At 42.0% G+C, this 12,601-nt stretch carries 13 protein-coding genes; 7 read left to right on the forward strand and 6 right to left on the reverse strand.

Features of this window, described 5'->3' with window-relative positions:
* Positions 1 to 239 precede the first annotated feature (239 nt).
* A complete protein-coding gene (gene ruvC / locus ACS8FA_RS24660) occupies positions 240 to 824 on the forward strand; it encodes a crossover junction endodeoxyribonuclease RuvC (RefSeq protein WP_057760973.1) in 585 nt (194 codons plus the stop codon).
* A gap of 146 nt (positions 825 to 970) precedes the next feature.
* Here ruvC and ACS8FA_RS24665 read toward each other — a convergent pair whose 3' ends face one another.
* From ACS8FA_RS24665 to ACS8FA_RS24685, 5 genes are all read right to left on the reverse strand, one after another.
* Positions 971 to 1,921, reverse strand: a complete 951-nt coding sequence (locus ACS8FA_RS24665) for an META domain-containing protein (RefSeq protein WP_439265308.1) — start codon at positions 1,919 to 1,921, stop codon at positions 971 to 973.
* Between the two features lie 314 nt (positions 1,922 to 2,235).
* Positions 2,236 to 2,898: a glutathione S-transferase family protein gene (locus tag ACS8FA_RS24670; RefSeq protein WP_439265310.1), complete on the reverse strand. Its 663-nt coding sequence runs from the start codon at positions 2,896 to 2,898 to the stop codon at positions 2,236 to 2,238.
* Between the two features lie 257 nt (positions 2,899 to 3,155).
* Positions 3,156 to 3,794: a peroxiredoxin gene (locus ACS8FA_RS24675; RefSeq protein WP_075107566.1), complete on the reverse strand. Its 639-nt coding sequence runs from the start codon at positions 3,792 to 3,794 to the stop codon at positions 3,156 to 3,158.
* 204 nt (positions 3,795 to 3,998) lie between these two features.
* Positions 3,999 to 4,742 carry a phospholipase D family protein gene (locus tag ACS8FA_RS24680; protein ID WP_439265312.1) on the reverse strand — a complete coding sequence of 248 codons (744 nt, stop codon included), beginning with the start codon at positions 4,740 to 4,742 and terminating at the stop codon, positions 3,999 to 4,001.
* 163 nt (positions 4,743 to 4,905) lie between these two features.
* The gene (locus ACS8FA_RS24685; RefSeq protein WP_439265314.1) at positions 4,906 to 6,645 is read right to left on the reverse strand and encodes a glutamine--tRNA ligase/YqeY domain fusion protein; all 1,740 of its coding nucleotides are present in this window, start codon (positions 6,643 to 6,645) and stop codon (positions 4,906 to 4,908) included.
* A 312-nt stretch (positions 6,646 to 6,957) separates the two neighbouring features.
* Between ACS8FA_RS24685 and ACS8FA_RS24690 the strand changes: the two genes are divergently transcribed.
* Positions 6,958 to 7,473 (forward strand): peptidylprolyl isomerase, encoded by a 516-nt coding sequence (locus ACS8FA_RS24690; RefSeq protein WP_057760980.1) that lies wholly within the window; start codon positions 6,958 to 6,960, stop codon positions 7,471 to 7,473.
* A gap of 123 nt (positions 7,474 to 7,596) precedes the next feature.
* Positions 7,597 to 8,484, forward strand: a complete 888-nt coding sequence (locus ACS8FA_RS24695) for a UDP-2,3-diacylglucosamine diphosphatase (protein WP_439265316.1) — start codon at positions 7,597 to 7,599, stop codon at positions 8,482 to 8,484.
* Between the two features lie 145 nt (positions 8,485 to 8,629).
* Here the strand turns inward: ACS8FA_RS24695 and orn are convergent, their stop codons facing one another.
* Positions 8,630 to 9,217, reverse strand: coding sequence for an oligoribonuclease (gene orn / locus ACS8FA_RS24700; RefSeq protein WP_201548866.1), 588 nt, complete (start codon positions 9,215 to 9,217; stop codon positions 8,630 to 8,632).
* A gap of 230 nt (positions 9,218 to 9,447) precedes the next feature.
* On the opposite strand from orn, the gene rsgA reads away from it, so the two are divergent.
* The 4 genes from rsgA to secB all read left to right on the forward strand — a co-directional run bounded on the left by rsgA (position 9,448) and on the right by secB (position 12,496).
* On the forward strand, positions 9,448 to 10,551 hold the full coding sequence (rsgA, locus tag ACS8FA_RS24705; protein ID WP_261869670.1) for a ribosome small subunit-dependent GTPase A: 1,104 nt from the start codon (positions 9,448 to 9,450) through the stop codon (positions 10,549 to 10,551).
* 221 nt (positions 10,552 to 10,772) lie between these two features.
* Positions 10,773 to 11,228 carry a rhodanese-like domain-containing protein gene (locus ACS8FA_RS24710; RefSeq protein WP_057760987.1) on the forward strand — a complete coding sequence of 152 codons (456 nt, stop codon included), beginning with the start codon at positions 10,773 to 10,775 and terminating at the stop codon, positions 11,226 to 11,228.
* 359 nt (positions 11,229 to 11,587) lie between these two features.
* Positions 11,588 to 11,851: a glutaredoxin 3 gene (grxC, locus tag ACS8FA_RS24715; protein WP_021813631.1), complete on the forward strand. Its 264-nt coding sequence runs from the start codon at positions 11,588 to 11,590 to the stop codon at positions 11,849 to 11,851.
* Positions 11,852 to 12,043: 192 nt separating this feature from the next.
* The gene (gene secB / locus ACS8FA_RS24720; RefSeq protein WP_057760989.1) at positions 12,044 to 12,496 is read left to right on the forward strand and encodes a protein-export chaperone SecB; all 453 of its coding nucleotides are present in this window, start codon (positions 12,044 to 12,046) and stop codon (positions 12,494 to 12,496) included.
* Positions 12,497 to 12,601: the final 105 nt, after the last annotated feature.

The following is a 12,601-nucleotide window of genomic DNA, read 5'->3' on the forward strand; positions in this document are numbered from 1 at the left end:
AAAAACCAATAAATTGAGCGCCATGAAAATTAAAATGGCTAACATATGATGTATATGGGGATTGGTTGCTATACTATCAAACTTAAGGCTAATTTTTAAGCCATATAGTCGGTACAATATAATTTGGATACAAGGAAGACAAACGTCAGTGCTACTAGCAGTAGGCTAAGCGAGTCTGACTCCATATCCGATTTCTATAGGACTGAATATAAAATGACAGGTAAGCAAGACGGAATATTATGGCAATTATTATAGGCATTGACCCAGGGTCACGCATGACCGGTTATGGGATAGTACAGCAGACAGGTGACAAGCTGACCTATATCGATGCAGGGACGATTCGTACAGATACCAAAGAGATGCCTGAACGCCTCAAGCGTATCTTTAATGGACTAACCCGTATCACACAGCATCATTTAAAATACGCAGACGAGCCTATCTATACGGCGATTGAGCAAGTATTTATGGCGGAAAACCCTGATTCTGCACTTAAGCTTGGGCAAGCACGAGGTGCAGCGATTGCAGCGATGGTTGCACTAGATTTAGAAGTATCAGAATATACGGCTCGGCAAATCAAACAAGCCGTCTGTGGCTATGGAGCAGCGGCCAAAGAACAAGTACAGGAGATGGTGTGCCGGATATTAGCGTTAGAAGTCGTACCGCAACAAGATGCTGCAGATGGTCTTGCCTGCGCCATCTGTCATGCTCACTCAAGCCATTCAATGAACAAACTGATATTGAATAGCGCTATGCGTGGTCGCGGTGCTTCCAAGAAAAAAGGCCGTTGGCGCTTGACTGAAGAAGATTTGGGTAACTTACGTTAAAGATCAGCGTTAAAATAGCTAGGTGTTAGAGCAAACAATCGTCAAAATAGATAAACAACAAAGTAGACATCCCATAAAAAAACACGCGCTATTAGACGCGTGTTTTTTTATGACTATGAGCATTTCAAAGCTCAAACTATAATAGGCTACTCTACAACTGCACTTTTAATCACAGCATCTAATATATAAGCATACTTTTCATAAGCAGTATCATCTTTAGTTGGCTCATTAGTCTCTGATAATTCATCGATATGTAGCGGATAGCGTTGTAAGCGTAACACCTCTTCGTGTTTGCTGTCATGCTGATAGCCATCGATCTCACCAACGAATACTCGCCACTGTCCTTCATGAGTTTTAATACCTTGATCATTATAAGTAATAGGCTTAACTTGTAAACACTGCTCAGGTTTGCTTGCTTCGCAAGGTACAGTTTCGGAGTTTACTGCCCAAAACACCGTTTCACCCTTACTGTTATATTTCGCTTGTGCAGTAAGCCTACCATTCCAAACCAGAGTTACATCATCGTCGGTAAACTGGGTTAATACTGGATTATCGCCTTGATCAATTTTGAACTCACTACTGCCCTGCATCAAAGTGTTTAAGGTGTTTTCAGCCACGTCTAAATCGCCACAAGACATCTTCGTACTCATACCCTCTTCAGTAGTTAAGGTATGCCCTTTTAACTGATAGCCAGCACTAATCGTATTACAGCCTACGCTATAGCTTAGCGTGTCTTGCCCTTGATATTGGTTGAATGCAAGCGTTACCTGACTGTTGATATTCGCAAATTCAACCATAGGTTGTTCATTGGCGTCGACTGCATTTACTAACGTCCAGCGATGATGAGATAAGGTGGTCGTCAGCTTGTCTTGAGCGGTTAATTCAACAGGTTCAGATTCGTCTGATGTAGGGCTCATACTAGATACCAGACCTTCACTTACGGCTGAGTCTGTCATCTCGCCAGCTTCAGCACCCTGCGATGTATCATTTTCGCTAGACGCCGCTTCTTTTTGACACGCACTTAGCATCAGACTAACTGCCATCATACTGGGTAATAGCAGTAATTTTAACGTTGGCTTGTTTCGGCTACCTACCATATTACATACCTCTTAGTAAGCTTGTACAACTTATCTCGCGTACCATCTATATTTTAAAAAACCTATTCAAAAGAAGTCATAATTTAAAAACAGTCCTCTTTAATAAATAATTTAGAAACATAATTGATATAACTAAGCTAGACTAACCACTATAACCTTGGCACTATTAACCTATGTAACGAAATGTTGATTTTTATTATATTTCATAAAAAAACAGCTAACGATTGAGGTTAGCTGTTTTGCTTTATAGCGATCAATTTACCAAATGGGTTAATAGATAAATTTTATGATTTAAACTATTTTTCTAGAACCTTTTAGTCATTCACACTTGCAGGTTTGGCTTTAGCCATATTTTTAATACTAAAGCGTTCATTCATCTTTTGATAAAAACGAGCTAGGTTTTCGCCTTGCTCATTAGGATTGATCTTCAATACTTTACCAAAATCCAAGCTTAGATATAGCACGATATCCGCAAAACTTAATTGCTCACCTACTAGGTATTCACGACCTTCTAATATCGTCTCAAAATACGCCATGGCTTTGACCGCACGAGCAATTGATGGTGCGACGAACTCGGGCACTTGCTCAATACGTTGTGCTTTAGATGGATGACTGTGCTGAAACGCCAGCATAAAGTTATACAGCACTTCAAATTCAGCAATACGGCGCATAGAGCACACTTGCGCACGCTGCACCACATCATTGCCCATCACCGAGCGCTCGCCATACACGCGGTCAAGATACTCACATACCGCTTGTGAGTCATTGAGCACCGTACCATCATCTAGCGTTAGTACCGGCACTGTCTGCATTGGATTCATTTTAGTAAATTCATCTGACATCTGCTCATCAGCCGCAAAGTCAATGTCTACTAAGTCGATATCATCTATATCATCGACATCGATACCTTTCGATGCTAATAGAATAAGTGCTTTACGTGGATTGGGGGCAGTACGAGTGACGTATAGTTTTTTCATGGCAAACTCCTTGTAAGTTGGACTCAAAGCGACTTAGCGCTGATAGGCTTTATTATGGTTATTGCATATAGCGTATAGCTCAGAATATCAACACGCTATATAACAGTTATAGCCTACTCTGCTCATCATAGCAAAACCTTATTGAGCTCGCTGTTCTGATGAGAGTTTGAATAACAAAAAGCCCCATAACATTCCGTTATAGGGCTTTTAATTTTTGAGCAATTCTTAATCACTTATCAATACCACATGCATTTAACTTATTTGTTAGGCGCAGGTGTGGTACGTAAATAAGGCTTAATTTCGGTATGACCTTTAGGATAATTAGCAGCGATATCTTCGTTTTTCACGCTTGGAGGAATGATAACGTCGTCGCCATCTTTCCAATCAACAGGCGTTGCTACGTTATATTCATCAGACAATTGCATCGCATCAATCACACGAATAATCTCATCAAAGTTACGGCCACAGCTGGCTGGATAAGTCAGTGTTAAGCGTACTTTTTTCTTAGGATCAATAATAAACACACTTCTGACCGTCGCTGTATTGTCAGCATTTGGATGAATCATGTCATAAAGATCTGCAACCTTGCGCTCAGGGTCTGCAATGATAGGGAAATTGACAGCAGTACCTTGGGTTTCTTCAATGTCACTTACCCAACCTTTATGATCTTCTAAACCATCAACCGATAGCGCAATTGGTTTAACATTGCGCTTCTGGAACTCACCGCCTAGTGCTGCGGTACGACCAAGCTCAGTGGTACATACTGGCGTATAATCTGAAGGATGTGAGAAAAAAACCACCCAATGATCGCCTGCCCACTCGTGGAAATTAATATCGCCTTCTGTGGTCGCAGCGTCAAAGTTTGGTGCGGTATCGCCTAAACGTAAATGTGCCATGCTTTATTCCTTAGCTATGTTGATGAACGCTTGTATCGACCCGTTGGCCGCGCGCTATATTATTATCATCGATGTGCTCGCCATAAAAATGCAAAGCACATCCGTAAAAACTGACTTTATAGTAACAAACTGGTTATGAATGTCTTGTGACGGATTGTAATGCGGTTATTCCATTTAACCCTAAGTAGATATATCAATTATTTATTAAACCACCATCCCTGCATCCCATAAGCAAAACTCACCAAACTTGCCTTTTTTACTCACGCCACCAGCCACACGCCCAGCATCAGTCAATACCAATTCACCATCTTGCGCTTCTAAGTAACCCGCTGCAAGCAGCTTTTCATTCAACTCTTGAGTTTTAAAGCCCAACTCTTTAGCAAGCTTGGCGGTGGTCAGTTTAGAATAATTAGGTGTGGTTTCTGTCGTAGCATTGACAGTTGCGTTGGTAGTAGCGCTTATTATTTTGGGACTAGGCTCAGACTTACTTTCAGTTTCGGTCACTTTTTCAAGAGACATTCTCACTTCATCACTGATACGAATAATGCGCTGCGCTTCCTCATAAGTATCGGCATAGAGTTTGGCATCATCATTACGATAAATCAGTACACCCATCTCATTGTTATTAACTTGGCTAAACTCATAAAGATTTAAACTGGTAATAATGCATTCATTTTCATTCAGGTAGCATTTCGCATGTAAATTTTTGCAAAAGCTAGTACGAATAAAGGTCAGGTTTTTGAGCCAGTTTATTTCTTCAGGGTGCAAATCATTCTTGCCATAAACAATTCGAATGTCGATCTTGAGACGGTTGCGGTCTTCCAATAATTCTTTGATACGTTCATTAAGCTTCAAATATGGGCTAATAATAATCAACCTATCAGAAGCGTTTTTAATCAACTCTTCTAAATGATACGTTGTACCACTGCTGTTTAGAAACTTTGCCATTCTTATTTCCTCAAATCTTACTATGCTCAACTTTGTAAATGCGCACAAAAAAGCCCATCCCTAGCGTACTAGAAATGGGCTAACTTGCAAACTACTATTGTTCAGTATTATTTCAAAATGTCTATTTGGATAAGGATACTTTTAAATACTAAGCCAACATAAGTTAAGCTGGTTTATAACTATCACGTAAGCTAACGATTTGGTTAAATACTGGCTTATCAGTGCTGTGATCTTCGCTGTCAGAGATGAAGTAACCTTCACGCTCAAACTGGAAGCGCGTGCCAGCATCTGCATTGACCAAAGATGGTTCAACCACTGCATTTAGCTCAGTGAGCGAGTTCGGGTTTAGCGCTTGATGAACATCAGCGACGCCACTTGGGTCCTCAGCACTGAATAGCTGCTCATACATACGTACCGTCGCTGGCACACCTTGACTGGCTGATACCCAATGAATCACGCCTTTGACCTTACGCCCTTCAGGGTTGTTGCCCAAAGTAGCAGGATCAATCGTCGCTTTTATCTCAACGACATTGCCATTTTCATCAGTGATATGTTCAGTGACGGCTAACACATAGGTGTTACGCAGACGAATCTCTGGCTTTTCTGGAGAGAGGCGCTTATAGCCTGCTGGCGGTTCAATCTCGTAATCACCTTGATCAATGTATAGCGTCTCGGTAAATGGAATCTCACGCTCACCCATATCCACGTTAGGATGGTTGGGCTGAGTCAACCAAAGCGTCTGAGTCGCATCGTCAAAACGTGCATTAACGCTATCGGCTTTTTGCGACTCCCAGCTGCTGACCGCTTCGCTAAAGTTAGTGATCGTCACTTTTAATGGCTTTAGCACCGCCATACCGCGACCAGTAGTCGTCTCTAACGATTGACGAACACTAAATTCTAGTAAACGGAAATCAACCACACTATCCGCTTTGGTCACACCCACACGCTCACAAAAATCGCGCAAGCCCTCTGGCGTATAACCACGGCGACGCATGCCAGCGACAGTCGGCATACGAGGATCATTCCAACCACTGACGATACCTTCATCTACTAGCTGCTTTAGCTTACGCTTACTGGTCAATGTATGATCAACGTTTAAGCGGCTAAACTCGTACTGATGCGGCGGTACGTCAAAGCCGATTTTTTCGATGACCCAATCATAGAATGGACGATGATCTTCAAACTCAAGCGTACATAACGAATGGGTAATCCCTTCTAACGCATCGGAGAGTGGATGAGCAAAGTCATACATCGGATAGATGCACCATTTATCACCAGTCTGATGATGCTCTTGATGCATCACGCGATAGATAACAGGATCACGTAGGTTCATATTTGGGCTGGCCATATCAATCTTCGCACGCAAAATAGCCTTCCCTTCAGCGTATTTACCGTCTTTCATATCATTGAACAGCGCTAGGTTTTCTTCAACACTGGCATCACGATATGGCGAAGGCGTTCCCGCTTCATTGAATGAACCACGGTTTTCTTTGATTTGCTCAGGGGTTTGCAAATCAACATAAGCGTCGCCTTGCTCAATCAACTGAACTGCCCATGCATGCAACTGATCGAAATAACCTGAGGCATGATGCGCCTCGCCTGCCCACTCAAAACCTAACCACTGCACATCGTTCTTAATATTGTCGATGTAATCTTGCTTTTCAGCGGTTGGGTTGGTGTCATCAAAACGTAGGTTGCACACACCGCCAAACTCTTTGGCCACACCAAAGTTTAAGCAGATAGATTTTACGTGGCCTAAATGTAGGTAGCCATTTGGCTCAGGCGGAAAGCGCGTTACAATTTGCTGATATTTTTGCGCATTGACATCGTCACGAATGATATTACGAATAAAATCGTTTTTTGCTTCATCTTTTTGTGCATTGTTGCTTGAGTGATCACTCATCGGGCATTGCTCCTAACGCAAATTGTCAGTTCATGGTGCGTGCCATCACGCATCACGAAACGTTTAAACTAAAGTGTTAAAATAAAACGAGAATATTAAAATAAAGCGAGAATATTAAAACTTAGATAGTGCGACCGCATTATCAAAATTTGTCAAAAATGGGTAAAGTTGCGTTATTCTATCAGGTTTCGCAAACGCATTAACAGCCTGATACATGACACGGGATAAAAAAGCCGTTAGACTACCCGTAACTTTTTAACCACCACTCACAATAGTGCTATTTAAGGCGCTGCAATCAAAAAGGAATATCTCATGGTAGACATGCCACCAGTAGTAGAACTTGAAACCAATATGGGTGCGATCGTTATCGAACTCAACGAAGAAAAAGCACCGAAAACCGTAGAAAACTTTTTAAACTACGTAAAATCTGGTCAGTATGACGGTACAATTTTCCATCGCATCATTGATGGTTTCATGATTCAAGGCGGCGGAATGGACGCTGAGATGAATGAAAAACCAACCAATGCGCCTATCGAAAACGAAGCGGACAATGGTCTAAAAAATGACAAAGGTACTATCGCAATGGCGCGTACCCAAGATCCGCATTCAGCGACTAGCCAGTTCTTCATCAACGTAAAAGACAACGACTTCCTAAACCACTCTGGCAAAAACATGCAAGGTTGGGGTTACACCGTATTTGGTAAAGTAACAAGCGGTATGGACGTTATCGAAAAAATGCGCAGCGTACCAACTGGTCGTTTCGGTATGCATGCTGATGTGCCAAAAGAGCCAGTTGTTATCAACTCAGCAACCATCATTACTCAGTAATAGTCATTCAATAGCAGCTATTCAGTAATAGTTACTTAGCGATAGCTGTGAATGAGCGAGCATTTTCTAGTAGAGTTTATTAAATCATGCTCGCCATACGATAAGTCACAAGGACCAAGATAAATGCAAAGTTTTAATCACTTAATCACGACCCGCCCTCATCAAGTGCGGCAAGTATTGATTAGCGATTTGCATTTATCGCCTCAGGAGCCTGCCTTAGTGCAGGCTTTTTTGGCGCTATTAGATGACTGTCTCGCTCTGCCTGCGCTCAAACGCCTCTTTATATTGGGTGATTGGTTTGAGGTGTGGCTGGGTGATGATACCTACTTGTCCCTATTAAAAGAGAAAAGGTCAGAGGATGAACAAATAACGCATTGGCTAACCCCATTGATTGCAAAGCTAAAGCAGCTACGTATCAATGGCTGTGAGATATTGGTCATGCACGGTAATCGTGATTTTTTATTGGGTCAGCCGTTTTGTAATCTGTTCGGTGGTGAGCTTATCAACGAGCCGTATACTTTGCCTATTGGTCAGCAGAATTACCGCTTAGAGCACGGTGACGCACTCTGTACTGATGATAAGAAATATCAGTTCTTTCGCAAAATTATGCGCAACCGTTTAACTCAGTGGTATTTGCTTAATAAGTCATTAGAAAAACGCTTAGCCATCGCAGACAACATGCGCAAAAAAAGCCAACAGAACAATGCGAACAAAGCGGCTTATATCATGGACGTGAATGATAAAGCCGTACGTCAAGCCATCACTACTAGCGATGCATTATTACACGGACATACTCATCGTCCAGACATTCATCAGGCAACTAATGAGAAAAAGCGCTACGTGCTTGGCGACTGGCGATTGTTAGATAAAGATACGCGCCAGCCTAAAGTAAGCGCTGTGATTGGGGTAGTGACAGATAATGAGCATTCAAATGACCGTTTGAATAGTAACAATTTAAGCAGTAATGATACTGAGTTTGAGTTATATGAGTTTGAATGTCTTATTCGCTAAAATGCGTTTAATGGCGCTTTAAACTTAATGGCGTTTTAAACAATGCATCTTAAAAAATATCTCTTCAGTTCAAAAAGGGTCTGTTGATAGTTCAACAGACCCTTTTTACGTTTACTACAATCTTGAACTGCTTATCGCTCACTATCTAATCCATCAATTTAAAGAAATGCTGACGGTAATGCTTTAGCTCACGGATAGAGTCACGAATATCATCTAGGGCTAAATGACTGCCACCTTTTTCGAAGTTCTTTAAGATATCAGGACGCCAGCGGAAACAAAGCTCTTTAATTGACGACACATCAAGATTACGATAATGGAAGAATCGCTCAAGCTCTGGCATTTGACGCGCCATAAATCGACGATCTTGGCAAATAGAGTTACCGCACATTGGCGATTTACCACTATCGACCCATTTGTTTAGGAACTTGATGGTTTCAGCTTCCGCTTCGGCCAATGTCACCGTACTACGACGTACACGATCGACCAATCCTGATTGACCATGCTGCTTGGTATTCCAGTCATCCATCTTATTTAAGACTTGATCCGATACTTTGATAGCAAACACAGGCCCTTCAGCAAGTACATTCAAATCTTCGTCAGTAACGACAGTAGCAATCTCGATAATCTCATCGTTTAAGGTATCAAGTCCGGTCATTTCTAAATCAATCCACACCAGCCCTTTTTTGCCTTGATTTTTGATTTTAATCTTATTGGGATGGTCACCGGTAGTCATACAATATCCTATGGTCATTAAATTTTGGGACAGTTTTAAACATAATTTAAAAAACGTATTACGGTTGAATACTCATATTCAGACAGCATTGCAATGCACTGATTGATTCAAAAAATTTAGCAAGCAGCCAAAATATTACAAAACCACTGTCTGCCGCAGACGCTTTAGGCTGTATGTTAGCAAATTTTCACGCTACACTTAGCAATATTTTTATAATAGGTCAAAAACCCATGGCATTAATCCGGCAACGCAAGCTGACTAAACAACAGATTCGTCGCATCGACAAGCAGCAACTGTCCAACCAAGATAGTATTGATGACAGTTTGATGGATGGCGTGGTCATGGCGCATTACGGTAAACAACTAGAAGTGCAAGTCACTAGCCTGCCAGCTGTCATACCTGAGCAGCCAGAGATTGCCCCTGATGATCCTGAGCCGTTCTGGCAAACGCTTGAATTGAATGATATTTGGCGCTGTCATGTGCGTACCAATCTACCGATGCTAGCTGCTGGCGATCAAGTGCGCTGGAATGCTGACTCTAATACTGGTTTTGGACGTATCGAAGCGGTCAAACCGCGTACATCACTGGTTTCTCGTCCTGACCGCTATCATAAGCTCAAACCTGTTGCCGCCAACGTCGATATTTTGGCGATTGTTTTTGCGCCACTGCCTGCCGCCGCGCCAACGCTGATCGATCGCTATCTCGTGGTATGCCATCATGCAGGTGTCAAACCACTACTGGTACTCAACAAAGCCGATTTATTAGCAGAAGAAAATGGTGTGGATACCAATGAGTTATTGGCGCAGTATGCCGCGCTTGGCTATGAAAGTGTTCTAACTTCGGTCGACTGCCCTGAAAATATCGCTGAGAGCGATGAGCAAGAAGGCCTTGATGAACTAAAACGCTATATAGATAAAAAGTTGGTCATCTTTGCGGGTCAATCTGGCGTCGGAAAAAGCAGTTTAATCAATGCCCTTCTGCCTGACTCTGGACAGAGCGTCAATATCATCTCACAAAACTCTAAGCTCGGTCAGCACACCACGACAACTAGCCGACTGTTGCCATTCAATCCAGAAGATCTCACCCAAGGCGGTATCGTTGATACACCAGGAATTCGTGAATATGGTATTTGGCACCTTACCCCTGACGATATTATTTCAGGCTTCGTCGAGCTAGCACCATTGGCTGGTGACTGCCAATTCCGTGACTGTCGCCATACTCACAACAGCAAAGGCTGCGCATTATGGCAAGCAGTAGCTGATGGTGAGGTATTGCAGCGCCGCGTTGAAAACCTTGTTACGCTACGAGAAGAGGCAGATACGAAGCCTTATTAATGTTTGGCTTGTTAGTGTCCGTCTTAATTCAAAGCGGTCATGTAAATAGATATTTTTATTAGGCTGAGAAGATCCATAGATAGGTGCAATAACCGCCCAATTATTGCCTATGTCATCGCCCGTTTACTATAGATGGCCTTATCGGTATAATAGCGCCTTGTTCATTATCATTGGGCTGTCTTCTCAGCTTAATAGAACACTTATTTTTTTGGAGGTATGGTTTGGATCGTGCGCTGGAATTTGTGGGCAACCACCCGTTTTTATTTGGTATATTAGCCGTACTTGCTATACTGTTTTTTACGATTGAAAACAAACGTAGCGGTAGAAAAATATCGCCTAACACGCTTGGCATGATGGTCAATTCTCAAAACGCGCAGCTTATCGATATTCGCGCTAAGAAGAAGTTTGAATCAGGCTATATTCAAGGCAGCCGCAACATACCATTCACTGACCTCAAAGACCGCTTAGAAGAGATTCGCGCGATTGAGCAGCCGGTGATTATCATCTGCGACATGGGCGTCCAAGCAGGCGCTGCGATTCAGATGATTGGTAAAGATAGTGTCTATCGCTTAGAGGGCGGTATTGGCGGCTGGCAAGGCGCTGGCATGCCATTGGTTGGTGTAAAAGATGCCAAAGCAAAGGCTAAAGGTAAAACAAAACCAAGTCTAAGCAAGTAATAGACCTGTATAGGCGCTTAAGTGAAGCGATTATACACCTCACTTAGCTGATGTTTAAGCGACCTGATTAACGTTATCAGCGCTACCAATGCTATCAAGAAGACACCTTTTTATCAGGTGTCTTTTTTTGTGGCTTATTTTTTACGACCTATTTACCACGTTTTATAGCACTAAAATACGTTTTGAGTCAAAACGGCTTGAATTTGTTATGCCCATCCCCACTTTAGTTATGAGCATCACCGAATGCATTTGTACTTTACTCATTGATAACAGACTATACCAAGGCTTAGACTATGATAATTTATCATGCTCTCTATAATACGTTTGTTATTCCATACATTTATAAATAAGGATTTACCATGACTGTATCTGTAAAAGTTTACACTACCCCTATCTGCCCATACTGCTCAAACGCCAAACAACTACTAAAAACCAAAGGCGTTGATTATGAAGAAATCGGCATGCACGATATGAGCAGCGAAGAGCGTCAAGCGCTGATGAAAAAAACCAATAACTACCGCACTGTGCCGCAAATCTTCGTTGGCGAAACTTTCGTCGGTGGTTTTGATGAGCTCAACCAAATGAACCAGCAAGGCAAACTTGACGAGCTATTGGCAGGTTAATCTGCTACCTTTCTTTACTGTCTGTCTTTATTTATGTAAAGATAGACAGTGGCACGTTTTAATAGAGTAGTAAGAAGTAATGATAAAAAATATCGAGACAATACCAAAAAATAGTCTCGATTTATATTACAATGAACTTTTATTAAAATGACGATTTGCCCAATCATTTGATTTAATTTTAGAGGATTTACCATGGCTGAAGAACAAGCACAACCACAATTGGCACTAGAACGCATTTACGTAAAAGACATGTCACTTGAAGTCCCAGGCGCTAGCGTATTCACCAAAGAGTGGAACCCAGAGCTTGATATCAATTTGTCTAGCAACGCTGAAAAACTAGATGACGATCATTATCAAATCATCCTAACTGTGAGCGTTACTGCCAAAAATGCGGAAGAAGCCGCATTTATCGCTGAAGTGCATCAAGCAGGTATCTTCTTACTAAAAGACATTCCAGAAGATCAAATCGGTCAAATCCTAGGCGCATACTGCCCTAATGTGTTGTTCCCATATGCTCGTGAAGTCATCAGCGACATCGTGACACGTGGTAGCTTCCCACAATTGCTACTAGCACCTGTGAACTTTGATCAAGCGTATGCACAAAGCCAGCAGCAAGCACAAGTTGATGCTCAAGGTAATGCATAAGTATTAATTAAAATATATGAGCTCTACCAGTCGTATATTTGATAAAAGGCCGTTTACTTATAATGAGTAAGCGGTTTTTTTGTGGGTATGTTTTATGAGGCATAA

Origin of the sequence: Psychrobacter sp. 1Y1, from assembly GCF_051847395.2 — a bacterium.
Taxonomy (GTDB): Bacteria; Pseudomonadota; Gammaproteobacteria; order Pseudomonadales; family Moraxellaceae; genus Psychrobacter.

Bases quoted from the DNA above. Each gene is read 5' to 3' on its own strand.
- ACS8FA_RS24665 (WP_439265308.1), bottom strand. From the start codon at position 1,921: ATGGTAGGTAGCCGAAACAAGCCAACGTTAAAATTACTGCTATTACCC.
- ACS8FA_RS24685 (WP_439265314.1), bottom strand. From the start codon at position 6,645: ATGAGTGATCACTCAAGCAACAATGCACAAAAAGATGAAGCAAAAAAC.
- ACS8FA_RS24695 (WP_439265316.1), top strand. From the start codon at position 7,597: ATGCAAAGTTTTAATCACTTAATCACGACCCGCCCTCATCAAGTGCGG.
- ACS8FA_RS24675 (WP_075107566.1), bottom strand. From the start codon at position 3,794: ATGGCACATTTACGTTTAGGCGATACCGCACCAAACTTTGACGCTGCG.
- ACS8FA_RS24670 (WP_439265310.1), bottom strand. From the start codon at position 2,898: ATGAAAAAACTATACGTCACTCGTACTGCCCCCAATCCACGTAAAGCA.
- ACS8FA_RS24690 (WP_057760980.1), top strand. From the start codon at position 6,958: ATGGTAGACATGCCACCAGTAGTAGAACTTGAAACCAATATGGGTGCG.
- secB (WP_057760989.1), top strand. From the start codon at position 12,044: ATGGCTGAAGAACAAGCACAACCACAATTGGCACTAGAACGCATTTAC.
- rsgA (WP_261869670.1), top strand. From the start codon at position 9,448: ATGGCATTAATCCGGCAACGCAAGCTGACTAAACAACAGATTCGTCGC.
- ruvC (WP_057760973.1), top strand. From the start codon at position 240: ATGGCAATTATTATAGGCATTGACCCAGGGTCACGCATGACCGGTTAT.
- orn (WP_201548866.1), bottom strand. From the start codon at position 9,217: ATGACTACCGGTGACCATCCCAATAAGATTAAAATCAAAAATCAAGGC.
- grxC (WP_021813631.1), top strand. From the start codon at position 11,588: ATGACTGTATCTGTAAAAGTTTACACTACCCCTATCTGCCCATACTGC.
- ACS8FA_RS24680 (WP_439265312.1), bottom strand. From the start codon at position 4,742: ATGGCAAAGTTTCTAAACAGCAGTGGTACAACGTATCATTTAGAAGAG.